Origin of the sequence: Amedibacterium intestinale (assembly GCF_010537335.1) — a bacterium.
Lineage (GTDB): Bacteria > Bacillota_I > Bacilli_A > Erysipelotrichales > Erysipelotrichaceae > Amedibacterium > Amedibacterium intestinale.
In genome coordinates this window covers 595,529-619,549 of the sequence record NZ_AP019711.1, presented here as the reverse complement: position 1 = coordinate 619,549, position 24,021 = coordinate 595,529, and the positions used below count along the sequence as shown (strand labels likewise).

Genomic DNA, 24,021 nt, shown 5'->3' with positions numbered 1-24,021 from the left:
AATCTATAACTTTGCAAGCATTATTTAAAGAAATACAGTGCCAGCCTTTTACTTTTGGTAAAGTTTTCAATAAATCTATATTCTTGACAAAATAATTTTTAATCCAATTTAAAATGAATATGTATAATTAAGCTAATTGAAAGTCTCTTATTTATTTGAAGTAATGAACGAATTTTCCATGCTTTTTTTCAGTAGGCAAGTTCATATCTTGAGAAATCCACAAAAATATCTATCAAAAATATGTTTTCTTCCTCATAGGATTTTTTAACTTAACCCTTTATTCACTCTGTATAGAGTTCATTTTCAATATGAAATGTTTTCCTTTTTAAGCATCAAAATTTTACTAATTTCATAAAATGTTTGTGGCTTTGCAAAATAATATCCTTGTATTTCATCACATCCACATATTTTTAGGAATTCGTATTGCTCTTTTGTTTCTACTCCCTCAACAACAATTTTCATATCCAATTTTTTCCCTAATTGAATCGTATACTGAATAATCGCATTTCCAGATGCAGTTCCAATAGCATCAACAAAACTCTTATCAATCTTAAGAATATCAAAATCTAATGAATGTATTGACATCAATGAAGAGTATCCTACACCAAAATCATCTAATAAAACTTTAAAGCCATACTCATGCATCTTAGTAACAGCCAAATTTAATGACTCTTCATTATCTATCATGTAGCTCTCAGTAATTTCTAATTGAATGAATTCACTCGACACACCATATTCATCCATTATCTTTTTAAGATGATTCAATGCACTTAATCCATTTAAATATGCTTGTGATAAATTAACTGAAACTGGTAAAATCGACAATCCTTGCAGCTCCCATTGTTTTATTTTTTTACAGACATCAATAAAAACCAGCTCATCAATATCTTGTATTAATCGGATTTTCTCACTTAATGAAATAAAATAATTTGGTAATAATATGCTGCCATCCTCTTTTTCCCATCGAGCTAAAGCTTCCATACCTGTAATTTTTTTGCTTTTTGCATCAAATTTAGGTTGAAACCATGCTTTAAATTCCTTATTCTCAATTCCTTTTTTAATAGCATCTTCTTTTCGTTTGATTGTTATTTGTTCATTGCCAAGCTCATCACAATAGTAAGTGAACAAATCTTGTCTTTCTTTATTTTCATTTTTCGCAATACTGGCGTAATTATATATTCGTTCAAACATACAATTCATGTTTTTTATTTCATAAATACCAACTGCAAAAGATAAATCAATCGGATAACTTAAATATTGAATATGTTTATTTATTGCCAATATTGATTGAATCCTTTTCTCCAGCTCTTCTTTATGATTATAGAAATATAATACAGCAAATTCATCTCCATATCCACGAACAACAATTTCTAATTCATTTGTTTTATATTGTTTTAGACTATTCGCAAAACTCTTTAGAATATAATCACCTGCCCCAGTACCATATATCTCATTAATCATTTTAAATTTGCGTATATTGTAAATAACTAAAGCACTCTTCTTCTCTGTATTTGCATTTATATTTTGGGTAAGTTTCTCTTCAAGATAGGCTTTATTATGGATTTCAGTTAATTTGTCATAGTAAGCAATTTTCTTTAAATGGCTTTGATATTTATTTTGTTTTAATACTATATAAGCAATCACACCTAATGATACTATAAAGATTGCTATACAGATTGCGATAACACCATAACTAATAGGTAAAATTCGTTGTTCCAATACATTTTTTGGAACAATCGTCACACACCACCAGTCATTGATGTTAAGTGGTGCATAATTGGCATATTTATAACCTTTGTAGTTGTAGCTGATCTCCCCTCCTTGTCCATTTTGAAAGTCTTTTTTCATTTGGTTGACAATTTCCTTATTTTCACTATATTTTTCAAGCGTTTTAAACATATTTTTTGTACCATAAATCTGCGCCTGTGGAGAATCTGAGATAACATTTCCCTTTGAATCTAAAATATAAGAATAGCCTTTCCCATTATAAGATGAAATTCGTAAAAATTTCTTAAAATCTTCATTCTTATAAGTTGTAAAAAAAACACCTTTTATATTTTTGTACTCATCATAGATGGGAACACTGTATACATTTATTTTTACATTAGGATCATAAATATCATCTAATGGTTCACTTACATAGTTTTTACCTTTCATACTCTCTTGAAAATACCTGCGCTGACTAACATCTACGACTTTTTTGTAACTTGTATATGCGGTTCCATCAGGCAAAGCAATACCGACCAATCGAAAGCCGAAAATTTGAGATAGTTTCTCTACTTTTTTATGATTTTGAACAATATCATAGTTTTTCTTATCCCCTACCTCATTTGTGAACATTTGAAGCAAAGAAAACTTATCCTCAATCTGGTGGTTTATAATAACAACGTTTTGTTGTGATAAATTTTCCAAAGAAGTCATGAGCTGGGATTCCAGTTTGTTATCAATATATTTGTTGAATAATAATAATGCATTAACTAATCCCATAATACTCAATATAACCAAAAAAATAATTCTCTTGTGTTTTTTCATATTCTAGCCACCATTCTTTTTTAATCATCAATTAAAAATCAAATTGATTGTATAATGGAAGATTTACTTGCTGCATTATTCGTCGATATTGTTCTTTATTATAAAAAACTTAATTATTAAACATCATTATTTCTTTACAACTTAAATATAACACTTTCTATTTTTAATTCAATTCATTTATCATTAATTCATTGCTTTTATTTAAAGAAATACAGTGCCAGTAAAATTGCCATGCTGATTCCTGCAAAATCTGCGAACAAACCAATGCTTAAAGAATTCTTTATTTTTGAAATTCCTACACTGGAATAATATAAGGTAATCACATAAAATGTAGTATCTGTAGAACCCTGTAAAATACTTGCCATCATACCTGCCAAAGAATCCGGACCATTTTCTTCAAATATATGAGAAAGTATTGCTAAAGAAGCATTTCCCGATATCGGCCGAAAGAAGATCATTGGCCATATATCTTTAGGAATTGAAGGAATTAGATTAGAAAAAAAGCTGCCTGCCATATCCATTAGTCCACTTTCTTCCAGCATGGAAATCGCAAACATCATAGCAAGCATAGCTGGATATATTTCAATAAACAGTCGAATTCCATCTTGTACTCCACATGTAAATGAATGATATGCATTTATCCTTTTGAAAAAAGCAATAAGCAGGATAACAATGACGATGATAGGAAGTATATAAATACTCTTACTCATGATAGTTTCTCCATCGATCCATCAACAAACCGGCAAAAGATGCAAAACAGGTGGCGATGATGGCATAAGGCATAAAGGAAGCAGGGTTTTGAGAATGAAAATTTGATCGTATCGCAAGTAGTGTCGTTGATAAAAGGGTTACACCTGCTGTATTTAATACAAGAAATGTAACCATAGATCGTGTAGCTTTTGTTTTATCATGATTATGCTTCTGCATACCTTCCATTGCTTTTAAGCCCATAGGTGTAGCAGCCGAACCAAGTCCTACCATATTCACAACCACATTGCTGGCAATATAACCTAGTGTTTGACGATCTTCTTTTATATCTGGGAATAAACGTCTTAACAAGGGATGCATGAGTTTTTCTAGAAACAATAAAATACCTGCATCCTTTGCAATATACAAAATACCATTCCAAAAAGCAGTTACACATAACAATGGCAGCACAAAATCAAAAGTGTCCTTTCCTACTTCCATAAACACATGATTTAATACTTCAACATCCCCATGATATAACGCTACAGCAAAAGATAATAAAAGCATTCCCATCCATACTATATTCATTTTCTAACTCCTTTGCCTGCCATATAAGAAAACACCTGCTCATTCCCTTTCTGAAGTACTTCTACATATAATTTTTTCTTATCAATATAAGAAAAGGTTTCTATTTGTTCTTTTGTATCTTTTTTTAAATTCATGGAAATTGCTTCATCTACTGTATAATTCCTTCCTAGAATACGATACGTACCTTTTTCTAGCACTTCCAGATTTTTGTAGTCATTTAAAAAAGCAGTATGTTTCTCTTCATGAAAGGCAAAATCATCTCCTTTATTTAATGTAACAACAATACTGTGCATATCATTGTAACTTGCAGCACTTACCAAGGTTCTTCCTGCCTTTTTCGTAAATCCTGTTTTCCCGCTTATTGTAAACGGATATTCAAACAGCAGTCGATTTTTATTCTTCCATGTCCCATTTTCTTTTGTTTTATAATATTTACTAGAACTAATTTTCACAAAGACTGGATTTTGTATTGCATAGCGCATAAGTATCGCCATATCATAAGCTGTTGAAAGATTTCCTCCATCTTCTTCATCAAGTCCGCTTGGATTTTTAAATACCGTATTTAACATACCTATATCTTTTGCCTTTTTATTCATCCTATCTACAAAGGCTTCTATACTTCCAGATTCATGGTGTGCCAGTTCTACTGCTACATCATTCCCACTTCTAAGCAGCAAGCCATACAGCAGCATTTCAACAGATACCTCTTGTCCTTTTTTCAAATACAACATAGAACCATAAGCTTTATCAATCGCATCGCTGCATTTCCATGTATCATATAAATTTCCATTCTCTATCACAATAATTGCCGTCATGATCTTTGAAATACTGGCAACACTTTGCTGTTTATGCATGTCCTTTTCTTCGATAATGTTTCCATCTTCCCCACTCATGACACAATAAGAATCTGCAGATATACTTGAACAAATGAACAAAATACTAACTACTATACTTACCAGTATTTTCATCATATCACCATTCAAAAATATATGAGACAAAAAGAAAAAGAAGAACTATTCTACGAACAGTTCTTCTTCTGTTTCTTCTTTAAATTCCGGCAATTCCGGCAATTCCTTTAAACTTTCAAGTTTAAAAGTATCCATAAACTCTTCTGTAACTTCATATAAAAAAGGTCTTCCCGGTGCATCACTTCTTCCACATTCTTTAATCAAGTTTCTAGCCATTAGCTTACGCACCATCATATCGCAGTTTACACCACGAATTTCTTCAACCTCAGCTCTTGTAATTGGCTGTTTGTAAGCAATGATGGCCAGAGTTTCCATAGCTGCATTCGATAACGTTGCCACATGAATTTTAGAGAATAACTTTTCCGCATATGGATGTACGATTGCCTTTGATACCAGTTTATATACGCCCCCATAACAAACAAGCTCAAATCCTCTTGCCTGCTCCATATATTCTTTCATCATTTCATCAAGCAGTGTTTCCAGTGTTTCTTGCGTTAATTCATCTTGAAACACCCCTAACAGCTGCGTCATGCAAAGGCCTTCATCCCCACTTAAAAAAAGAAGTCCTTCCAGTATTTGTTTATACTTCTCCATAACTGTTTTCTCCTTTAATAATCCAAATCGTTTCTTCTTCATCTACCGTAAAGGTGATTTCCTTATGTTTAATTAAATCCAATATAGAAAGAAAGGTAACGATAACCATATGCAAATCTGTACAGTCACTGCAAAGCTGTTCAAAGTTCATTTTTCCTACAAACCCCTCTAAACGTTTTTTTATTTGCAAGATACGCTCATCACTAGACAACTCTTTTACAGTCATACGAGTTTCTATCGGGTGTGCCAATGCCATACGGCGAAGCACTTTATTCATCGCTTTGATCAGATCATAAGGATTTCCTTCCAGTTTCTTTTCAATAGAAGTTTTCATCCATTTATTTGTTTCTTCACTGATTGGTTTGCTCATCAAAAGCTGTCGCTCTTCATATTTCTTTTCAAAATCGGCACTAACTTCTTTATAACGCTGATATTCTAAAAGCCTTTTCACAAGACGTTCTCTTTGATCTTCTTCATACTCTTCTTCTATTTCTACTTTTTCTCTTGGAAGAAGTTTTTTACTTTTATATTCCAGCAACCCTGCAAGCTCTGCAAGATATTCACTGGCAATTTCCAGATGCATGGATTCCATGGCATTTAAATATTGTAAATATTGTTCACTTAGCAAATTCATATCCAAATCAAACAGGTCAAGTTTATTTTCTTTAATTAGATGCAGCATTAAATCCAAAGGACCTTCAAACTGTTCAATTGTAATTGTAAATGCCATAAAATTCACCTCGCAAAGCATATTATAACAAGATTTCCTATCTTTTTGTAGGAAAAATAACGGAAATTCGCCTTGAATTGAAGATAAAACGTATTAGAAAACTAATAAATGATAAATCCTGCCTTATCTTTTCATAAGCGATACATAGCTAATTCTTGTATTTTTCATGTCAATTCGTTACTACTTTTTGTTTTTTTCATAAGATGAATCCATTGTTCCACAAGGTTTACCTATTGCACATCATAACACCTCCTTTCTTCTATCGTGTCTTAGCTACACCATCAAAATTAAAAGGTCAATCATCATGACCAACCTTTTACTTAAGTAACATAGTTACTTTTTAAAACATATCTTTAAACTCATCTTTTAAATATTTCTTTATAATATCTTTTTTGACACAAAATTCTGGTGTACCCATATAACCTGGAGAAACTTCATATTTATCAAATGGCACCACAAGATTTCCTTCTTTATCCCAGTAAAAATTATGCTTGGAATCAATCGAAACACAGTCTCCAAAAGTAGCATCTTTTACCCAGTATACCAAATTTTTATCCTCTTTCATTTTTTGCAGCATTTGCTTTTCTATATCCTTTTCTACTACTTCATAAAATGCTTCCTTTTCTACAATATCCCCTAGTTTTATAATTTTATCAGCTCTTTTATCCAAGTGATAATATTCATAGTATGTATTTCCACTTCCCGCTGCTTCAACAACCTGTATCTTCAAGGTAAACCAAAAATCCGTATTGGTAACTACATTATAATCAACATAAACAGAGCTGTGTCCCTTATCTTTGATTTGTTCCAGATCTGCATAAAACCGTTTTAAAACAGTATCCGTTAATTCTGTTATTTCCTCATTTATAGAATCTAATGCGCTGCTGTTTTCATGTTCAACTTTTGGCACTTTAATATCCATTTCATGTTTGTCATCAGAATAGAAATAATTCCTGATCGTAACAACATGGATGATATCCCCAATAAATGGAACTTTTTCCATCGTATCGGCATATACGACACTTACATTGGGAAGCAGGAATACCATCACAAACACCAAACATCCTGCCGCAAATGCAAATCGTGGAAGATGGAGGGATTTTTTTTCATTCGGTGTTGTCTGTGGCAGCGTCTGCAATGTTTCCTCAATTTTATCTTTCACAAGATTTGAAACTTCTCTTTGTTCTTTTGATATTTTATGTCTAAGGTAAGTATCAAATTTTTTCATACATGAAGTCCTCCTTCAAAATTTCCAAGAGTTTTTTCCTGGCACGAGATAATTGCTTCTTCACCGCTATGATATTGGTGTTAGTAATATGTGCAATCTGAGAAAGTGATAAATTTTCATAATAAAACAAAACGGTCACTGTTCGATATGGCTGTTTCAAACTTTCCACTGCTTCTCTTACTGTAATTTTGGTTGTTATGTCATGTTTGATACTTCCTCCAATATCTTCTTTTATTTCATCCATCGTTATAAATTTTGCATTTTTTCTAATCATTTCTACTGCCGTATTGTGTACAATTCGAAGAATCCATGTTTTAAAAGCTTTTTTATTTTTTAAACTTCCATAGTTTTTATAGGCCCGATATATCGATTCACTGATAATTTCGCTGGCATCGGCATCATTTCTTACAATAGAATATGCCAAATGATACATAGATTTTTCATAAAGTCGAATATTTTCACAAAACTCCTCCTTTATATTCAATGTAATTCCTCCTTTGTAAGCGAAGCACTCTGTGAAACAATCCACTTTCCCCAAACTTCATAATATTTGGCATAAAGATGTGTGTTATCTTCTGATTTATCTGCTGATAAATTTCCGTTTTCATCATCAAATATAGGATTTACATCTAAATAATAAATCTTTTTATTATCCGCCATCTTGGAAAGAGCCTTATTCAGTTTATTTATGGAGTGATTATTAAACGTATCATCACTATTAGAACGCTCGCCTGTCACATGTAAATTTGCCTGAAGAAAAATTGTTGTATCCGGTTGTTTCTGCTTTATAAAAGAAAGTAATTCTTTATATTTTTCTATTATCTTATCAAAGCGATATCCCATCTCATTAACTCCCAGCATAATGTATATTTTATCATACTTTTTATTCGTTAATAATTGTGATAAGGTTACATTTCCTACTTTAGGAACACGGGAGTTTGACACATATAAAATTTCATAAATTTACTATGGCGCTTTAAACAGGCGCTTTTCTTTTACTTTTTTTGTCAAATTTTATGTTCTATTATGTGCTATATTGTGCTATATGTGTTATTATTATATTGGGTGATGAATATGTACGTTGCAATCAATGGCACTGGCAATTCCAAAAGCATTTATATTATGAGTTCTTATCGCAAAAACAATGGTAAAACTTCTAGTCGCATTTTTAGAAAGCTTGGTCGATTAAATGACCTGCTTCCTCAATTTGATAATAATGAAGAAAAATTATTGGAATGGGCTCGTTCTGAAGCTAAAAAGGACACTTTATCCCATCAACAGGATACTGCACCTGTTCTCATACCTTTCTCTAGCGACAAAAAAATCAAAAAAAATGAAGTTTTGTTATTTAATGTTGGCTACCTATTCCTTCAATCCATCTGTTCCAATCTTCATTTTGACAATATTTGTCGTAATATTAAGAATCATCATAAATTCGAATATGATATCCATCGCATCCTCTGCGATCTTGTCTACGCTCGTGTTCTATATCCTTCCAGTAAACGCTCTTCTTTCTCTTTCGCTCATTCTCTGCTGGAACAGCCAAAGTATAAATTACAGGATATCTATCGTTCCTTATCTATATTGGCCGAGGAATCTGATTACATACAGGCGGAAGTTTATCGAAATTCTAACTTTCTTCATAAAAGAAACACAAAAGTTCTTTATTATGACTGTACGAACTATTACTTTGAAATCGAACAAGAAGATGAACTTAAAAAATACGGAAAAAGCAAAGAACATCGTCCAAATCCTATCGTAGGCATGGGGTTATTCATGGATGGAGATGGTTTCCCTTTAGCTTTTGATATCTTTCCCGGAAATCAAAACGAACAGAAATCCTTGAAACCATTAGAACATAAAGTTATTCAGGATTTCGACTGTTCCGAATTCATCTACTGCTCAGACAGTGGACTGGCATCACAGAATAACAAACTGTTCAATGATATAGGAGGAAGATCCTATGTCATTACACAGTCATTAAAAAAATTAAAGAAAGAAGATAGAGATATCGCTTTAAATACGAAACAATATCGAAAAGTAGGAAGCAGCACATTCATTGATTTGAAAGATCTTGATGAAAATGACCCAGAGGTATATGAATCCATCTATTATAAAGAAGTACCTATAGAATCTAAAAAGATATCGGAAACTCTTATCGTTACCTATTCTCCAAAATATAAAGCTTATCAGGAAAAGATAAGACAAGGGCAGATAGACAGAGCAAAAAACATGATAAGTAAAAATGGAAAAATCAAAAAGAATAGAAAAAATCCGAATGATCCAAGCAGATTTACAAAGAGGACTTCCATCACAGCGAATGGAGAAGTAGCAGAAGAAGAAATCTACGAAATCGATCAGGAGGCTATAGATAAAGAAGCAATGTATGATGGTTTCTATGCGGTAAGCACAGATATGGAAGGTGATGTAGCGGAGATCATCGCTATCAACAAACGCAGATGGCAGATCGAAGAGTGCTTTAGAATAATGAAAACGGATTTTGATGCACGACCAATCTATCTGCAAAGAGAAGACAGGATCAAAGCGCATTTCCTGATTTGTTTCTTGTCCCTTCTGATATATCGAATATTAGAATATAAATTAGAGAAAAAATATACATCTGAACAAATAATAGATACATTGAGAAAGATGAACGTAACAAAATTAAAAGAAGGATTAGGATATATACCTTCTTACACACGAACAGATTTAACAGATTTACTGCATGAGTTGTTTGGTTTTGAAACAGACAGAGAAATAATAAAACGATCCACAATGAGAAATATTATCAAATACACAAAAGAACATCATATATAGCACAATTCGTTACAAAGACAAAAAGTGCAAAAAAGCTTAATTCTAAAGTCTTTAATGCACTTTTTTCGCTTTCTAACTGTCAAAGACGAGAATGTATATTTTATCATACTTTTTATTCGTTAATAATTGTGATAAGGTTACATTTCCTACTTTAGGAACACTAAGTGCATCATCATATATATTAAAAACACTCATACCTACACTGCAGAAAAAATCTGGTTCTTTCATTTTTCCATATTCCATTAACCCTACTGTTCTGGAATCTCCAATAAACAGTGTATTTTGCATAGAAAAACTGGAAACCTGTTTCTTATCCTCTTCCACTTTGTCCTGCTTCTTTTCTTCTTTTTTCTTTTGCGGTTTTGAAACAGGTTTTTTAACTTTCGCTACAGAGTTTTCTTTCACAACTTTATGTACAGCTTCTTTATTGTAATCTTTGTTCATTACAAAGATACTTCCTGCAATAAACAGTGCAAATATTAGTATGGTGATAAAATTTGATTTTTTCATGTTGTTACCTCTTAAAATCTAAAATATAAAAACGGATCATCCAGTCCTTTATACATGCAATATGTACAGGCAAGAAAAACAAGCAGCAATATCACAGTAATAATGGTTTTATTTTTGATCTTTTTTAGTAATTGAAACGGTATTTTTGTTGAAAAAAGGATTCCCGCAATAAAAAACGGATAGTATAAATTCCAGTATTTTATGTAATCATTTGGAAAAATCGACTCCATGCCTTGCGATAAAAACGGAAATAACCTTGTAAAAAACACACCCATCTGCCCTATATCATCAATCGCAAAAACTGCCCAGGTTAGCGGAATTATGATAAACATATAAAGATGTCCTGCCATCGAATAACGATGCAGCCACTTTCCAATAAAGAATTTTTCTATAACCAAAATAATAAACAGCACGGCACCCCACAAAATAAAATTATATCCTGCTCCATGCCAAATCCCTGTTAACAGCCACACAATCATTAAATTTCTAATGGTTTTTATAAATCCCTTTCGATTTCCGCCTAATGGGATATACACATACTCTTTAAACCAGGAACCTAGTGTCATATGCCACCTTCTCCAAAACTGTGTCATACTTAGGCTTAAATAGGGATAATCAAAATTTTTAGGAAGTTGAAAGCCCAGCATTTTTCCAAGTCCAATTGCCATTAAAGAATATCCCCAAAAATCAAAATAAATTTGAAACGTAAACGCAAATATAGATAACCATGCAAGTGGAGTAGAGATACTTTCAAAACCAATTGCACAGGTTTGCGTCCACAATTTACCAATCGGATTCGCAAGAAGAACCTTTAATCCAAGTCCGATAATAAATGTACCTATTCCCTCCATTACAGATAAGCGATTAATTTTTTTGACATATAATTCCTTTCTAACCTGCTTATACGTAACGATGGGACCGGCAATCAACTGTTCAAACATAGCGATATAAACTGCATAATGCAGAAGACTTCTTTCTGCCTTTATATTTCCTCGATATACATCAACAATATAAGAAATACCTTGGAAAGTATAAAATGAAATACCAATAGGAAGAACGATATTCTTTGTAAAGTTAAAACTTTCCATCTGCTTGCTTAATTCCATCAAAACAAACCCTAAATATTTAAAAACAACAAGACTGCCAACATGAAAGAAAATCCCTGTAAGTAATATTATTTTTTTATACTTAACATGCTTTTCTATCCCTAAAGCTACTATGTAATCTATCAGGATACTTATAATAAAAAGTATTAAGTATTCTGGATTGTTTATCGTTCCAACAAAATAAAAACACAAGCTTCCAATGAGTAAAATATAATTTTTATTACGATTAGGCACCATATAGTAACACCCAAAAAAGATGGGTAGAAAAATAAATATAAATTGTAAACTGCTAAAAACCATGTGATATACTCCTTTCGACGTTACATATAATAGATGAAAGAATAACGCAAAAAGTGACAATATTATTTGTTTTATTTCTTATTTTGTATTTATTACATTTTATAATACGAAAAAAGGTTAATCACTCCGACTAACCTTTCCAACTTATATTCGATTTCCATTAACGGTGATCATAGTTCAACATTTATTTCATACGTATCATCAATAAAGACGATATTCAAATTGTATTTCTTGGCATTTTGTAAAAAATAAGCATTATCTTCTAAAACACTTTCTATTGTGCATCCTTCATCATCCATACGGTATTCAATACTGTTTGCATATTTCTTTATACTGTCAAAATGATGTTTTATATACTTCTCACTCATAACAAGACAAAAGTATTTTATATGTTTCAGATATTCCTTATCAAAATCCTTTGTCCAATCAAAAGGAATATAAATCCCCTCCACAATAAGATTCTGTTTATTTTCTATCGCAGTTTTTATCATCTCGCGAACTATCGGCCACAAATAGTGTGTAAGTTCACTATCATCTTCCACTGTAAGATTGGTATATCCACTACGAATCAAACCCATCTTTATATGATCTATTGATACATATGGGTATTTATATTTTTCTAACAGTTTTTGCGCAAGCAACGTCTTCCCTGTGTGTGATGCTCCTGTTATCAATACAACCATCTTCTAATCCTCCATATACACTTTATTTATTTAGTTTTTCTTTTTAAAAACTCCTGCGAATATTAAGAACATACCAAAAATTGCCACTGGAATATAAATGATATTAGGGATTCTATATACAAATCGATCGATTCCAGATAGGAAAATATAAATTATAATTCCAGCAATCATCCAAATATTTTTATCCTTCATCACACATCATCCTTTCTTGATTTCCTTCTTAACCTTACCTCGATATTTCTTCTTTCGGCAATTTCTTTCATTGCATTTACAACATACAAGGATCGTTCTTTTGCAGGTAACAAAGACAATTCCACATTCGATTGCAGAAGCTTCATGACTTCCTGTAATTCAGATACTTCCAGCAGATTGACCGCTATGCAAAAGAAATTTTTTCTGCGTCCATCGTTATAGTTAGAAAGTAAATAAGATAGAATTTGTATTTTTTCTTTCTGTTCAAGATTGTATTGTTTAATCCCAATGCGTTGCGCTTTTTTTAAGTCTTTTTTTTGATGTTTATGCGTAATAAAGGAGTCGTATTCATCGACATATTGATAATGTGCACAAGGATAATTCTTACATTCAAAACAATATTCAATGTTTCCATGTTCAAGACTGCACTTGGCAATTTTACACGAGGATTTACCGTTTCCACAACCACCGCAGTACTTTCCTAAAAACATTGGACAAAGCCCGCAGTTTAATCCACAAAGAGACAGCAATTGATTTTTCCTTTTAAATTCTTTCATGACAGAACTCCTCTTGATTCCAGCTGATTATTTTAGTATTCGTTTTAGATCTAAAACAAATTGTGTCTGTTGTTTCTTCAAGTATGATTTTACAAATAGCTTCATAAACCATTTTTTACAAATTACATCTTCTGTAAAATCAATTTGCGTTTTCTTATCAACGCAAGTAAAAATTCCTGTCCAATGTCCTTTTATATTACTATTTTCCATATCGAATTCCCATCGTTTATATGGCTCTATAAACGTAGTTGTAAAGGTAGTAGCATAACCCTCATTGTTATATTCAATAAATTTATGATCATCTATGATTTCTGTTTTACTTACATCACTTCGCCATGCACTATACTTATCAACTGCTAAAATAGTTTCCCAAACCTTATGAATATCACTATCTATAATATCTTTCATATACGAAGTTATCATTTTTTCACCTCCGTTCAATACTCACTTTTTTCAACAAACAGGATCTTATTTATTTCTTTTTTTCGTTTTTATGTAATTTCTTCTAATTCCGACAACTGTCCTAAAATAAATTGTAAATATTCTTTGCTTGAAGCCATAGTCCCTCCTTAACTACTTGTTCTCTATATAACTACATCCCCACTATTTTTCTAATCGTATTCGCTGTTCTTATTGTTAGTTTTATGCTTATACCTGCATTTGCTGTCTTAGACCACCAATTTGTTTTTTGATAATCTTTACGATAAAAAGACCAGAATATCACATCTTTATAATTCTCTATTTTTTCCAGTTCTTTTTTAGGTTCACCAATAGCAGCATATACATCTGAAAATTTTGCAGGCGGCATAATAAATATTAAATTATCATAAATTTCTTTGTTATCATTTCCCCACCAGTTAGGGGCATGATTTAAAATATCCTTTAGATTTTCTATTGTTATTACTAAAACAGGGATAGTTAAACCAAACTGCTGTTTTATCATTCCCTCGATTTGTTCTACAAACTCAGGTATATTTTCTTCTTCACTAGAAAATAACACATTGCCGCTGTTTAAATAGGTTTTAACCTCTTTAAATGAAAGTTTCTCAAACCTTTTCTTTAATTCTGCCATTGGCACCTTGTTTTTCCCGCTTATATTAATTCCTCGCAAGAAAGCAGCATATCTTTTCATCGCTATAAAAACCTCCAGATTTTCTCTTATCGTTCTTCCTTTAATAAAATAATGCCACATTTATCACAATAATCCGCTTTTGCATGATGCCCTAGAATTCCATTTTCTTCAATAATTTTATACAATCTTTTGCGTATGCAATTTTTAATAAACTTTGTCTTTTCCCATCAGGAAGCCACTGTGCAGGTATATTATCTGTTGGAATATAACCACTCTGCATTTCTTTTTCACAATAAGGACATTTGATATAGTTATCTCCAAATAAAAGAATATTTCATGTTTAAATTTCATATCTTTTTCCATGAGAAAACAATACTCCATCACTTATTTCAATACATAGAATAATCGTATTTGTATCACTAAAATCATTATGTCCATTATCAATCCAGTCTGAAAAAACATGTTTTAATTTTTCTGCTATTCTTTGATTTTCTTTTTTACAAAAATACCCCATATTCATTCCTTTTCCATGTGCTGTAAACCATTCACCTGCAATCGAAACAATAGGATTGTTTTTTATTTGCTGCATTTTATTAGAAAGAGCATGAGTTATGATATAAAAACAACCATCTTCATAATAAGCATCTACATATCGCACATAAGGAATAGCATTGTCAATCGTTGCAAGTGCCATGACAGTATCTTTTCCAAACCGCTCTACCATTATCTTTTCAGCTTCTTCACTCCATTTTTTCATAAACTATCTCCTCATCTTTTATAAATTATGTTTTATGTAACTTTTCATAAAAATTATACCATTAAAACGCTGTTTCAACTTCATAAAAGAAAACAATCATTTAGGAACATCTATATTTAAACATAACTAAAAAGTAAGATAGTATTTTAATTGATGGTCTTTTTTACCCGCAAATCTCTGTATTACTGTTTTATTTCAAAATAAATACAGTGATGTAATTCGCCTCTATATTCAACATCTTCCGTCTTATCAATAAGTTGCATTCCACTTTTCTCCATTACTCTTTTACTAGCTATATTGCTTTCAAAACAACCTGCTCTTACAACAAAATACCCCATTCTGAAAAGCTCCTGAATAGCTGATATTAGAGCTTCTGTTGCAAATCCTTGATTTTTCATATCAGGGCTAATTACATATCCAACTTCTATCAATTCAGCATCTGTTTCTGTATCATTTATGAAACCTATCAAGTTACCTCTATAATAGATACCGTATACAAAATGATCATCTGAAGTTGAAAAATCTTTTAAAGTACGAAACAATTTAATCACTTCTTCCTCTGAAGAAAAAGTAGGAATCATATAAGTCTTACTAATCTCATTATTACATAAAAGTGATTTCATTACTTCAAAGTCAGTGCTATCGAATGATTTTAAAAGTAGTCTTTTTGTTTTTATCTCTTTGCTTTTTTTCATTATACAAATCTCCCAGAACTTTTATTTTTATTTATATACATTATAATTAAACTGGATTTGATTATCAATCACATATATTAAAAAGGCCAATCATTATGACTAGCCTTTTATACTGAAGCAAACTATCTTATACGGATATATATTCCTGTATTCTTTTGGATAATTCTATAATTTTTGTATGAATTTGCTCTATTGTATATGCAAACTCTTCATCACTTTTCCCCGTAGGATCTTCCAATCCCCAATCTTCTCTGTATTTGCATGGAAGGTTTGGACAATCTACATTGCATCCCATTGTAATCACAACATCCACTGGTGGAATATCTGATAAAAGTTTGGAGTACTGCGTTTTTTCCATGTCAATCTGATACTTTTGTTTCATTAAACGCACAGCATCCTGATTGATTTGCGGTTTTGTTTCTGTTCCAGCAGAATAACTTTCAAACACATCACAAGCCAACCGTTTTCCCAGCGCCTCGGCAATTTGACTGCGACAGGAATTATGCACACATACAAATGCAACTTTCACTACATCTTTTTTCATCGTATCTTTAGGCCTCCATCAAATTTTTTTGATATATGCTTCATATATTCGATGACATCATCTGTCAATATAAACTACCTACTTCTATTGCTATAAGAAATATGGTAAAACGATAGACTTACTTCTTTTCTCTACTACGAAATTTCTTTTGCAGTTTTACACTTAAAATCATTGCCACACCTACAGAAGCCACGATTCCAATACTTAAACTTATGATCCAGTACAGTTTTGTGGAGTCGATATAGTATAGAAAAAGAGTTATTTCAAGGAAAAATAAAAATATGATAAAAAACGTATGGATGATTTTTGTATCTTCTTTCCAGTATCGTTCTTTAACTCCATCATCTAAAGAATCAAAAAATTCATAGCCATTATCCCATATACGCAATTCTTTACGTTTTGAAGTTCGTATTTTATATACTGCATACCATATCGCAAGATATACTGCATTCACAATAAATACCATAAGGATATTCGTTTCCATAACATTTCCTCCACTAACCATAACCTGTAACATTCATTTTCTATCCTAAATACATTACGTATATTTGACAGGGATTCCATTCATCCCATAAAGTAGGAAACACTTCAAACTCTTTAAAACCAAGACTTTTATAAAATTTATTTGTATCATCATAAATATCATAACATCCCATTTGTACGGTCTTAACCTGCATAAAAGAGAATCCTTTTTCCAGTGCATATTGTCTTGCGAGTGCAAATAATTCCTTTCCTATTCCCTGTCGGTGAAATTCTGGTAAAATACCCATCACGCTTACTTCAACCGTATCTTTTCCCGTTTGTTTCAGGCATAGAAATCCAATTGCCTCTCTATCTTTTTCTGCCGCAAAAAAATACTGGCTTTCACAATCTGAAATATATTCCTCTCTTGCCTCTTTAATTCCAAACCAATTAGGAAGTGCTTCTAGTATTTTGCGAGAAATTCTCTTTTTCTCTTCCTTATCTAATATTTCCCTTATCACGTTCATGCTCCTTTTTTAAATTCTTTATCCATATTATAGCATGATTATTCCACCACAACAAAAAAAGCAGCATGCACTGCTTCTATGGTGATTTTTTATGTTTGGATAAATGAATCGGCGTACCAAATAACAGTCGTTTACATTCTTTATAAGAAAAAGGAATGAAAGGATATAAATAAGGATATTTGATTGTTTTGGTTGAAAGCAATATGGAAATATGAATGACAACACTAATACAGAATCCAGGACTTCCTAATACCAGGGTAATCATGGTAGACATTATACGAAACACTTTATTTGCCATAGAGAGTTCATACGAAGGTGTTAACAAGTTTCCTATATTGCAGGCAGCTACCATAATCAAGATTTCTTCACTGTATGCACCAAGAGAAATTGCCATATCACCTAAAAGGAAAACCGCAATAAAGCTCATGATACTGGATAAGATAGATGGTGTGTGAATTAAAGACTGACGAATCCATTCTACCGCAATATCCGCAAGAAGAACCTGTATCGCAAAGGCAAACAGCCGAACTTCCTGAATGGGAATTTTTAACATTGTAGGATTTTGATCCATCATTAGTGCCACCCAAAGCGGTAATAAATATAAGGAAAACAAAATACCGATTATACGAATGATACGGGTAAAAAAAGCAACCAGTGTTGTCTGGGTATATTCTTCTACCTGTTTGATCTGTTCAAAAAAGGTGGTTGGCAAAATGATGATGGAAGGTGAATTATCTACGAAAACAAGCAGATACCCCTGCAGCAAATGGGTTGCGCATACATCAGGACGTTCACTGTAACGAACATGTGGATAAGGATTTAATGTTTTTCCATAAAGCTCTTCTACCAGATTGCGTTCATTTAAGATTTCGGCATCATCCAGCAAAGAAAGTCTTGATGTAAAATCATCCAGTACATCTACATCCACCAAATCTTCAATGTACATATAGGCAATATCACAATGTGTTTTTTTACCCCCCTGACGTAGGATGCACTTTAATTTTGGATCTCGTACTCTTCTTCGAACAAGCCCTACATTCAGCAGGAAATTTTCGACAAATCCATCATGAGAACCACGAACACTTCTTTCTACTTCCGGCTCTGCGGTTGTTCGTGAAGGATACTGTCTTGTTTCTATAATATAGTAGGCATCACTGTTTTCACATAACAAAACGCATTGTCCACTTAATATTGCGATTATCGCTTTATTTTCATCTGCTGTTTTTTCAACAGCCGCAGGATATACCGTCAATTCAACATCATGGGAAGCTGTAATGACAACACTTTCTACCAGATATGATAATAGTTTGCTGTCGGTTAAAGAGGATAAAAACAACAGATATACATGGGTATTTTGTATACAGAGATAGCGTGTCGCAAAGTCAAAAGAAGGGGCAATCTTTTCTTTAAAATCCTGAAATCGCTGATTTAAATCGTTCATGATTTTGGCCGTGCGAATAACGCGACAAAAAATGCCGCAAGAATTGCACTTGTGATACCTGCTGCAGTAAGATCAAACATACCTAATGCAATTCCTAAGATTCCCTGTTTTTCTGCCTGTGCCAATGCCCCATGAATTAAACTGTGTCCAAAACTGGTAATAGGAAGACTTGCCCCCATGCCTGCAATATCCAAAAACCAGTCATAAATACTAAAGGTATCTAAAAAAGCACCGATAACTACAAACAGGGAGGTAATATGGCCCGCTGTCCACTTTGTATTATCATATAGAATCTGTCCCAGCATACAAATCGTACCGCAAAATAAAAAAGCATTGATATATACCATCATACATCCCCTCTTTCATAAACAATCGCATGGGCTATACAGGGGATCGTATCTTTCTGCTGCAGCGCAACTGGGGATAACAGCGCCCCGCTGGCAATCACAAGAATACGATGATATACTCCTTCTTCCAATAGTTGTAATAAATGGGCAATCGTTACGACCATACTGCATGCACATCCACTTCCTCCGCAAAACACATGTTGTTTCTTTCTATCGTATATCAATAAACCACAGTCATTGAAACGATCATCTATATCATAGCCATCTTTTACCAGCAAATCCATCATGAAAGAAAAACCGATTTCAGATAAATCACCACTGACGATACAGTCATAATCCTGCATCGTTCTATTGGTGTCTTTTAAATGTGTCGTTAAGGTAGAAAATACAGCGGGTGCCATTGCCAGCCCCATATCATTGGCATCTGTATGCTGCCAGTCAACAATTTCTCCTGGTGTAAACGCAGTAACTTTTAGATTTCCTGGCTTATTTGATAAAAGTATTGCTCCTGCTCCTGTTACCGTACTTGTGGTTGTTTCTTTTTTTTGAATGCCATATTCATTAGGATAACGAAATTGTCGTTCTGCCGTTGCGACATGGGAACTTGTAAATGCCAATGCATATTGTGCATACCCATGTTCCACCCATATAGCCGCCTGTCCAATGAGTGCACTGCTGGTTGCACATGCGGCATACATACCAAGAAAAGGACGGTGAAAATCGCGAGCTACATAGTGAGAAGATAACAATTGATTTAATAAATCTCCTCCACACAGCAAGTCCACATCTTTCATCACCACTTTGCTTTTACGCATTGTCGCATCAATAGCGCTATACAGCAATTTCTGTTCTGCCTTTTCAAAGCTTTTTTCATTGCAGTACAAATCATCAAAACAAATATCAAATTTTCCTTTTAAAGGTCCGCTTGCTTCCAAAGGGCCTACTGCACATCCTCTTGAAGTTACATATACATTTTGAAACGTAATGGTTGTCATAGTCTACCCTCCAAACAAAAGAAATCGTGCCATACCAAACACAAATGCCGATACAACACCACACGTTAAAACAGAACCGGCCAGTTTAAACATGTTGCTTCCAATACCAAAAATCAAACCTTCACTTTTTCCTTCCAGAGCACAGGATGCCAGTGAATTCGCAAATCCGGAAATTGGTATAAATACCCCAGCGCCAAAAAACTGTGCAATCTTATCATATTTTCCAAGCGCTGTTAACAATGCAGTTACAAAAATAATCAGCACGATCGTCATGGATACTGCCATATCTTTTTTGACATTAAGAAATACCACAAAACTCTGCATAACAAGCTGAGCAGCCACTGCCAAACTTCCTCCGCCTGCAAATGCAACAAGCGCATTTCTTATTTTATGCTGTTTGGGTTTATGTATTTTAGAACGTTCTCTTATGACTTTTTCCTTCATACAAGAAGCCTCCTTCCTAAACGTAGTATGGCCTTTGCTATGGAAAATATAAAAAATCACATAATTTTCACATCTTTTGCTTGAAAAATAACGAAAGTTTTGTGTAAAATTATAAAAGTCATATTTTAAAAAAGATATTTTACATAGCAGTTCATTCAGAAAGGAATACATTTATATGAAAAATATAGTTACATACATGTGGATTACCCTGTTTAGTCTCTGCTTTGTTTATGCCGGTTTCTCTCCGGAGAAAAAGCCGGTAGAAGTGTACAGCAAAGAAACAGCACCTAAAAATACAACGGTAGTAAAAAAAGGAGTAATTACTCTAGATGCTGGACATGGCGGTTATGATGGCGGTTCTCTTTCCAGAAAAAATTTAAAAGAAGCTGACATCGCATTGTCTTTAACAATGAAAACCGGAGAAATACTAAAAAAGAACAATTATGAAGTCGTATACACAAGAACCAGTGATGATGTAGCATGGGAAAATGATAATCGACAGGATTTGTTATCCCGCGTACAAATTGCAAAAGATGCGAATGCCGATTGTTTTATATCCCTGCATTTAAACTATGGAGCTTACTACAATGATGGGGCAAGAGGCTTTGAAATCTATATCAAAGATAAAGAAGAGCTAACTACAAACATGGCGAAGACTTTGGAAACAAACCTGCAGGAGTTAAATTTTACACAAAATCGTGGAATCAAGACAACACAGGAAAACCCACTGCTAGTCATTGACGAAAATAATATTCCCGCAATGCTGGTAGAAATCGGATTTATCAGTGATGATAAAGATGTGGCATATATCACTTCCGAAAAAGGACAAGATGCGATTGCCAATGCATTGGCACAAAGTATTATGAAACATCCTTTATAAGATATCTTGCATATACGTTGATTTTTCGTATAATGGTATTGGTGATCAAATATGCAGAAAAAAATATCTTCAAAAGAAGTGTATCGTGGTTCTATCTTTACCATGAGTAAAGATGAAGTAGAAATCAAAGGCAAGATATATGAACGTGATGTCATTCATCATCATGGCGGTGTTGGCGTTCTTGCGATAAAAGAAGATAAGGTCTTGCTGGTAAAACAATATCGCTATGCGATTCAAAAAACGTCTTTAGAAATTCCTGCAGGTAAGCTGGAACAAGGAGAAGATCCTTATACATGTGGATTGCGGGAATTGGAAGAAGAAAGCGGCTATACAAGTGAGAAGCTATACCCTATCTGTGAAATGTACTCGACACCAGGTTTCTGTAATGAAAAGATTTATTTATATTACAGCAATGACTTGATAAAAGTAGAAAACCCAAAGGCAATGGATGAGGATGAAGAAATCGAGACCCTTTGGTTTTCCTTTGATGAAATCCAGAAGATGTTAGAAAATGGAGAAATTGATGATGCGAAAACGATCATTGCATTGCAATATGCATTGTTAAACAAAGGGGCTGTGACGAGTAAGAGAAATTATAGTTTCTCCGAAAATCACAGCTTTTTTTAATAATTCTTCCTGCTTTTGGGTATTTTAAAAACAACTATCCTTAAAATAGCTATTTTCTACCTTTGCTTTTCAATCTTCCCCCTGCTCATTGTGGAAAACTAATTCATATTTTTCACCTTTTTTCGATTATGGTACTTTCTTAGGTTATATCCTATACATACCAGAATCAATTCTACTTTTACTCCGCTTTCCCCTCGTCGATGAAGTCGCACATATTCAAAGTCCTGCTTGATATCCGCAAATGCCCCCTCTGCCTGTGCGCTGCGTTTCCTCATCAACATCTTTCCTTCTTCGCTCTTTAGATATTCATCTATTTCTGTATGCATCTTCTCTAATGCCGGTACGATCCTTGCACTTCTTCCATTTTTTGAAGTCGTGCATTTATTTCTTTGTGCACACCCACAACAGTTTTTATTTCTATAATACACTGTCATTTTTGGATACTGTCCCTGGAGATTTACTCCGATTCGCTCTTTTTCAAACACATGTCCTGCAGGACAAACTGGTGTTCCATCCTCCATGCGTTCCATATGCCGCAGCTGATAACGGTTCTTGTCAGTTACTTTTTCTTTCTTCTTTTCATATCCGCTATATTTCAATATGCCTTTGATCCCCTTGCTTTTACAGTAGCTGTAGTTTTCATAGCTCCCATATCCTGCATCCGTTACTTCCATCTTTGGATACTGCCCATACAGTTCTTTGTATCCTTCTGTAAATGGCTGCAGGGTTCTCATGTCGTTGGCATCACTGCTGATATACTGATAAGCGATGTACCCATTGTTTACTCCTATCTGTACATTATATCCAGGCTTGAACACATTCGTATGATTATAATAATCATATTTCATATGCATGAATGTGGCATCCGGATCCGTCTTGGAGAAACTGTTTCTTTCTCCAAGTATATCTTCCTGTATGGCATACTGCCACATCTTGACTGCACTTTTCTTCAGTTCATCGCACAATTTTGCGATCTCGTGTTTTCCTCTGCCTTTTCGGATATGTTCTTTTTCCTTCAGCCAGTTTTCAAGTGCTTCATCTATTTTTATCATATATTCGATATTTGGATATTTCAGAATCGAATAATGTATATCGATTTCATGTTTCTTAAAGTATCGGTTTACCTGTCTCAACAGTTCCATGCATTTCTGCCAGTGTCTTGGAAGATAACGCTTGCTCCAGCCTCTCCAGCAGAAAGTCATCTTATTGGCATTGGCCTCAAATTTCGTCCCGTCAATATAAAGAATCTGTTCTTCCAATGCCTTTTCATCTTGTACATACAGATAGATTTCTTTCGCAATGGTTTCTATCGATTCTTTCAGTGTGTTATTGATGAAGCGTTCAAAGCTCTTGTAGCTGGGAATGAAGCCGTTTGTGATACTGCGATAACGGACATCATAGCGGCAAAGTTTTTCCAGCTTGCGTAAAGAAGCGTAGCCGTCTTCAGCGAAGGCCATAAGAATGACGGTCAGCATCATGACAGGATCATAAGAACGAGAATCAAGATGATGGAAATCTATGAACTTACTCAGATCAATCCTCCTCAAGACTTCCAGGATCGTGATACTCAAATCATCCTTAAGGACATCGTTTTGAAAAGAAAATTCAAAATCCAGTAGCATATATGGCTGATATGCTGTATAATTTGGTTGGTTAATTTGAGTAATTGTCATACATAAATTATACCAAAAAAATACACCTTTTTCCTTATAGGATTGGGTGTATTTTTTTACCTTAG

The 24,021-nt window shown here is 33.4% G+C and carries 30 protein-coding genes and 1 pseudogene; 3 read left to right on the top strand and 28 right to left on the bottom strand.

Features of this window, described 5'->3' with window-relative positions:
- Positions 1-303: 303 nt before the first annotated feature.
- The 9 genes from A9CBEGH2_RS03125 to A9CBEGH2_RS03085 form a co-directional block, all read right to left on the bottom strand.
- Positions 304-2,532 (bottom strand): bifunctional diguanylate cyclase/phosphodiesterase, encoded by a 2,229-nt coding sequence (locus tag A9CBEGH2_RS03125; protein ID WP_163104247.1) that lies wholly within the window; start codon positions 2,530-2,532, stop codon positions 304-306.
- Positions 2,533-2,729: 197 nt separating this feature from the next.
- A complete protein-coding gene (locus A9CBEGH2_RS03120) occupies positions 2,730-3,242 on the bottom strand; it encodes a spore maturation protein (protein ID WP_115714761.1) in 513 nt (170 codons plus the stop codon).
- Positions 3,235-3,807 carry a nucleoside recognition domain-containing protein gene (locus A9CBEGH2_RS03115; protein WP_115714760.1) on the bottom strand — a complete coding sequence of 191 codons (573 nt, stop codon included), beginning with the start codon at positions 3,805-3,807 and terminating at the stop codon, positions 3,235-3,237. Before A9CBEGH2_RS03115 ends, A9CBEGH2_RS03120 begins: the two co-directional genes overlap by 8 nt.
- Positions 3,804-4,775 (bottom strand): D-alanyl-D-alanine carboxypeptidase family protein, encoded by a 972-nt coding sequence (locus A9CBEGH2_RS03110; protein ID WP_163104246.1) that lies wholly within the window; start codon positions 4,773-4,775, stop codon positions 3,804-3,806. Before A9CBEGH2_RS03110 ends, A9CBEGH2_RS03115 begins: the two co-directional genes overlap by 4 nt.
- A gap of 45 nt (positions 4,776-4,820) precedes the next feature.
- Complete coding sequence (gene scpB / locus A9CBEGH2_RS03105; RefSeq protein WP_115714758.1) at positions 4,821-5,369, bottom strand: SMC-Scp complex subunit ScpB; 549 nt, start codon at positions 5,367-5,369, stop codon at positions 4,821-4,823.
- Positions 5,356-6,099, bottom strand: coding sequence for a segregation and condensation protein A (locus A9CBEGH2_RS03100; RefSeq protein ID WP_115714757.1), 744 nt, complete (start codon positions 6,097-6,099; stop codon positions 5,356-5,358). The genes scpB and A9CBEGH2_RS03100 overlap by 14 nt, the downstream gene beginning before the upstream one ends.
- A gap of 340 nt (positions 6,100-6,439) precedes the next feature.
- Complete coding sequence (locus tag A9CBEGH2_RS03095; RefSeq protein WP_115714756.1) at positions 6,440-7,327, bottom strand: RsiV family protein; 888 nt, start codon at positions 7,325-7,327, stop codon at positions 6,440-6,442.
- Positions 7,314-7,811, bottom strand: a complete 498-nt coding sequence (locus A9CBEGH2_RS03090) for an RNA polymerase sigma factor (RefSeq protein ID WP_115714755.1) — start codon at positions 7,809-7,811, stop codon at positions 7,314-7,316. Before A9CBEGH2_RS03090 ends, A9CBEGH2_RS03095 begins: the two co-directional genes overlap by 14 nt.
- Entirely contained in the window at positions 7,808-8,272 is a 465-nt protein-coding gene (locus tag A9CBEGH2_RS03085) for a GDSL-type esterase/lipase family protein (RefSeq protein WP_163104245.1), read from the bottom strand. Before A9CBEGH2_RS03085 ends, A9CBEGH2_RS03090 begins: the two co-directional genes overlap by 4 nt.
- Before the next feature lie 129 nt (positions 8,273-8,401).
- Here A9CBEGH2_RS03085 and A9CBEGH2_RS03080 point away from each other — a divergent pair, with 129 nt between their 5' ends.
- Complete coding sequence (locus A9CBEGH2_RS03080; RefSeq protein WP_118277053.1) at positions 8,402-10,144, top strand: IS1634 family transposase; 1,743 nt, start codon at positions 8,402-8,404, stop codon at positions 10,142-10,144.
- 72 nt (positions 10,145-10,216) lie between these two features.
- Here A9CBEGH2_RS03080 and A9CBEGH2_RS03075 read toward each other — a convergent pair whose 3' ends face one another.
- The 18 genes and pseudogenes from A9CBEGH2_RS03075 to A9CBEGH2_RS03000 form a co-directional block, all read right to left on the bottom strand.
- A complete protein-coding gene (locus tag A9CBEGH2_RS03075) occupies positions 10,217-10,654 on the bottom strand; it encodes a hypothetical protein (RefSeq protein WP_163104244.1) in 438 nt (145 codons plus the stop codon).
- Positions 10,655-10,665: 11 nt separating this feature from the next.
- Entirely contained in the window at positions 10,666-11,997 is a 1,332-nt protein-coding gene (locus tag A9CBEGH2_RS03070) for an MBOAT family O-acyltransferase (RefSeq protein WP_232057305.1), read from the bottom strand.
- 233 nt (positions 11,998-12,230) lie between these two features.
- Positions 12,231-12,743 (bottom strand): zeta toxin family protein, encoded by a 513-nt coding sequence (locus tag A9CBEGH2_RS03065; protein ID WP_115714752.1) that lies wholly within the window; start codon positions 12,741-12,743, stop codon positions 12,231-12,233.
- Positions 12,744-12,773: 30 nt separating this feature from the next.
- Positions 12,774-12,935, bottom strand: a complete 162-nt coding sequence (locus A9CBEGH2_RS12335; protein ID WP_164503360.1) for a hypothetical protein — start codon at positions 12,933-12,935, stop codon at positions 12,774-12,776.
- A complete protein-coding gene (locus A9CBEGH2_RS03060) occupies positions 12,935-13,492 on the bottom strand; it encodes a DUF3795 domain-containing protein (protein ID WP_163104243.1) in 558 nt (185 codons plus the stop codon). The genes A9CBEGH2_RS12335 and A9CBEGH2_RS03060 overlap by 1 nt, the downstream gene beginning before the upstream one ends.
- Positions 13,493-13,519: 27 nt before the next feature.
- Positions 13,520-13,915, bottom strand: a complete 396-nt coding sequence (locus A9CBEGH2_RS03055) for an SRPBCC family protein (protein ID WP_118277757.1) — start codon at positions 13,913-13,915, stop codon at positions 13,520-13,522.
- A 71-nt stretch (positions 13,916-13,986) separates the two neighbouring features.
- Positions 13,987-14,052: pseudogene (locus A9CBEGH2_RS03050) on the bottom strand (TfoX/Sxy family protein); the annotation flags it as partial.
- 32 nt (positions 14,053-14,084) lie between these two features.
- Complete coding sequence (locus A9CBEGH2_RS03045; protein WP_115714750.1) at positions 14,085-14,624, bottom strand: DUF1697 domain-containing protein; 540 nt, start codon at positions 14,622-14,624, stop codon at positions 14,085-14,087.
- A 91-nt stretch (positions 14,625-14,715) separates the two neighbouring features.
- On the bottom strand, positions 14,716-14,844 hold the full coding sequence (locus A9CBEGH2_RS12485) for a hypothetical protein (RefSeq protein ID WP_232057304.1): 129 nt from the start codon (positions 14,842-14,844) through the stop codon (positions 14,716-14,718).
- Between the two features lie 60 nt (positions 14,845-14,904).
- On the bottom strand, positions 14,905-15,321 hold the full coding sequence (locus A9CBEGH2_RS03040; RefSeq protein WP_115714749.1) for a pyridoxamine 5'-phosphate oxidase family protein: 417 nt from the start codon (positions 15,319-15,321) through the stop codon (positions 14,905-14,907).
- Positions 15,322-15,503: 182 nt separating this feature from the next.
- Positions 15,504-16,016, bottom strand: coding sequence for a GNAT family N-acetyltransferase (locus tag A9CBEGH2_RS03035; RefSeq protein ID WP_115714748.1), 513 nt, complete (start codon positions 16,014-16,016; stop codon positions 15,504-15,506).
- 127 nt (positions 16,017-16,143) lie between these two features.
- Positions 16,144-16,560 (bottom strand): arsenate reductase ArsC, encoded by a 417-nt coding sequence (locus A9CBEGH2_RS03030; RefSeq protein WP_115714747.1) that lies wholly within the window; start codon positions 16,558-16,560, stop codon positions 16,144-16,146.
- A gap of 118 nt (positions 16,561-16,678) precedes the next feature.
- Entirely contained in the window at positions 16,679-17,077 is a 399-nt protein-coding gene (locus A9CBEGH2_RS03025) for a hypothetical protein (protein ID WP_115714746.1), read from the bottom strand.
- 7 nt (positions 17,078-17,084) lie between these two features.
- The gene (locus tag A9CBEGH2_RS03020; RefSeq protein ID WP_118360922.1) at positions 17,085-17,549 is read right to left on the bottom strand and encodes a GNAT family N-acetyltransferase; all 465 of its coding nucleotides are present in this window, start codon (positions 17,547-17,549) and stop codon (positions 17,085-17,087) included.
- Between the two features lie 76 nt (positions 17,550-17,625).
- On the bottom strand, positions 17,626-18,990 hold the full coding sequence (locus A9CBEGH2_RS03015; RefSeq protein WP_115714744.1) for a spore germination protein: 1,365 nt from the start codon (positions 18,988-18,990) through the stop codon (positions 17,626-17,628).
- On the bottom strand, positions 18,987-19,340 hold the full coding sequence (spoVAE, locus tag A9CBEGH2_RS03010) for a stage V sporulation protein AE (RefSeq protein WP_198668128.1): 354 nt from the start codon (positions 19,338-19,340) through the stop codon (positions 18,987-18,989). Before spoVAE ends, A9CBEGH2_RS03015 begins: the two co-directional genes overlap by 4 nt.
- The gene (gene spoVAD / locus A9CBEGH2_RS03005; RefSeq protein ID WP_118277755.1) at positions 19,337-20,332 is read right to left on the bottom strand and encodes a stage V sporulation protein AD; all 996 of its coding nucleotides are present in this window, start codon (positions 20,330-20,332) and stop codon (positions 19,337-19,339) included. The genes spoVAE and spoVAD overlap by 4 nt, the downstream gene beginning before the upstream one ends.
- A gap of 3 nt (positions 20,333-20,335) precedes the next feature.
- Positions 20,336-20,776: a SpoVA/SpoVAEb family sporulation membrane protein gene (locus A9CBEGH2_RS03000; RefSeq protein WP_115714742.1), complete on the bottom strand. Its 441-nt coding sequence runs from the start codon at positions 20,774-20,776 to the stop codon at positions 20,336-20,338.
- 175 nt (positions 20,777-20,951) lie between these two features.
- Here A9CBEGH2_RS03000 and A9CBEGH2_RS02995 point away from each other — a divergent pair, with 175 nt between their 5' ends.
- Positions 20,952-21,656, top strand: coding sequence for an N-acetylmuramoyl-L-alanine amidase (locus A9CBEGH2_RS02995; RefSeq protein ID WP_115714741.1), 705 nt, complete (start codon positions 20,952-20,954; stop codon positions 21,654-21,656).
- A 51-nt stretch (positions 21,657-21,707) separates the two neighbouring features.
- Positions 21,708-22,283 carry an NUDIX hydrolase gene (locus A9CBEGH2_RS02990; protein WP_163104242.1) on the top strand — a complete coding sequence of 192 codons (576 nt, stop codon included), beginning with the start codon at positions 21,708-21,710 and terminating at the stop codon, positions 22,281-22,283.
- Positions 22,284-22,381: 98 nt separating this feature from the next.
- Here A9CBEGH2_RS02990 and A9CBEGH2_RS02985 read toward each other — a convergent pair whose 3' ends face one another.
- Positions 22,382-23,956, bottom strand: coding sequence for an IS1182 family transposase (locus tag A9CBEGH2_RS02985; RefSeq protein ID WP_115715574.1), 1,575 nt, complete (start codon positions 23,954-23,956; stop codon positions 22,382-22,384).
- Positions 23,957-24,021: the final 65 nt, after the last annotated feature.

Bases quoted from the DNA above. Each gene is read 5' to 3' on its own strand.
- A9CBEGH2_RS03125 (WP_163104247.1), bottom strand. From the start codon at position 2,532: ATGAAAAAACACAAGAGAATTATTTTTTTGGTTATATTGAGTATTATG.
- A9CBEGH2_RS03120 (WP_115714761.1), bottom strand. From the start codon at position 3,242: ATGAGTAAGAGTATTTATATACTTCCTATCATCGTCATTGTTATCCTG.
- A9CBEGH2_RS03115 (WP_115714760.1), bottom strand. From the start codon at position 3,807: ATGAATATAGTATGGATGGGAATGCTTTTATTATCTTTTGCTGTAGCG.
- A9CBEGH2_RS03110 (WP_163104246.1), bottom strand. From the start codon at position 4,775: ATGAAAATACTGGTAAGTATAGTAGTTAGTATTTTGTTCATTTGTTCA.
- scpB (WP_115714758.1), bottom strand. From the start codon at position 5,369: ATGGAGAAGTATAAACAAATACTGGAAGGACTTCTTTTTTTAAGTGGG.
- A9CBEGH2_RS03100 (WP_115714757.1), bottom strand. From the start codon at position 6,099: ATGGCATTTACAATTACAATTGAACAGTTTGAAGGTCCTTTGGATTTA.
- A9CBEGH2_RS03095 (WP_115714756.1), bottom strand. From the start codon at position 7,327: ATGAAAAAATTTGATACTTACCTTAGACATAAAATATCAAAAGAACAA.
- A9CBEGH2_RS03080 (WP_118277053.1), top strand. From the start codon at position 8,402: ATGTACGTTGCAATCAATGGCACTGGCAATTCCAAAAGCATTTATATT.
- A9CBEGH2_RS03075 (WP_163104244.1), bottom strand. From the start codon at position 10,654: ATGAAAAAATCAAATTTTATCACCATACTAATATTTGCACTGTTTATT.
- A9CBEGH2_RS03070 (WP_232057305.1), bottom strand. From the start codon at position 11,997: ATGGTGCCTAATCGTAATAAAAATTATATTTTACTCATTGGAAGCTTG.
- A9CBEGH2_RS03065 (WP_115714752.1), bottom strand. From the start codon at position 12,743: ATGGTTGTATTGATAACAGGAGCATCACACACAGGGAAGACGTTGCTT.
- A9CBEGH2_RS12335 (WP_164503360.1), bottom strand. From the start codon at position 12,935: ATGAAGGATAAAAATATTTGGATGATTGCTGGAATTATAATTTATATT.
- A9CBEGH2_RS03060 (WP_163104243.1), bottom strand. From the start codon at position 13,492: ATGAAAGAATTTAAAAGGAAAAATCAATTGCTGTCTCTTTGTGGATTA.
- A9CBEGH2_RS03055 (WP_118277757.1), bottom strand. From the start codon at position 13,915: ATGATAACTTCGTATATGAAAGATATTATAGATAGTGATATTCATAAG.
- A9CBEGH2_RS03045 (WP_115714750.1), bottom strand. From the start codon at position 14,624: ATGAAAAGATATGCTGCTTTCTTGCGAGGAATTAATATAAGCGGGAAA.
- A9CBEGH2_RS12485 (WP_232057304.1), bottom strand. From the start codon at position 14,844: ATGCAGAGTGGTTATATTCCAACAGATAATATACCTGCACAGTGGCTT.
- A9CBEGH2_RS03040 (WP_115714749.1), bottom strand. From the start codon at position 15,321: ATGAAAAAATGGAGTGAAGAAGCTGAAAAGATAATGGTAGAGCGGTTT.
- A9CBEGH2_RS03035 (WP_115714748.1), bottom strand. From the start codon at position 16,016: ATGAAAAAAAGCAAAGAGATAAAAACAAAAAGACTACTTTTAAAATCA.
- A9CBEGH2_RS03030 (WP_115714747.1), bottom strand. From the start codon at position 16,560: ATGAAAAAAGATGTAGTGAAAGTTGCATTTGTATGTGTGCATAATTCC.
- A9CBEGH2_RS03025 (WP_115714746.1), bottom strand. From the start codon at position 17,077: ATGTTACAGGTTATGGTTAGTGGAGGAAATGTTATGGAAACGAATATC.
- A9CBEGH2_RS03020 (WP_118360922.1), bottom strand. From the start codon at position 17,549: ATGAACGTGATAAGGGAAATATTAGATAAGGAAGAGAAAAAGAGAATT.
- A9CBEGH2_RS03015 (WP_115714744.1), bottom strand. From the start codon at position 18,990: ATGAACGATTTAAATCAGCGATTTCAGGATTTTAAAGAAAAGATTGCC.
- spoVAE (WP_198668128.1), bottom strand. From the start codon at position 19,340: ATGATGGTATATATCAATGCTTTTTTATTTTGCGGTACGATTTGTATG.
- spoVAD (WP_118277755.1), bottom strand. From the start codon at position 20,332: ATGACAACCATTACGTTTCAAAATGTATATGTAACTTCAAGAGGATGT.
- A9CBEGH2_RS03000 (WP_115714742.1), bottom strand. From the start codon at position 20,776: ATGAAGGAAAAAGTCATAAGAGAACGTTCTAAAATACATAAACCCAAA.
- A9CBEGH2_RS02995 (WP_115714741.1), top strand. From the start codon at position 20,952: ATGAAAAATATAGTTACATACATGTGGATTACCCTGTTTAGTCTCTGC.
- A9CBEGH2_RS02990 (WP_163104242.1), top strand. From the start codon at position 21,708: ATGCAGAAAAAAATATCTTCAAAAGAAGTGTATCGTGGTTCTATCTTT.
- A9CBEGH2_RS02985 (WP_115715574.1), bottom strand. From the start codon at position 23,956: ATGACAATTACTCAAATTAACCAACCAAATTATACAGCATATCAGCCA.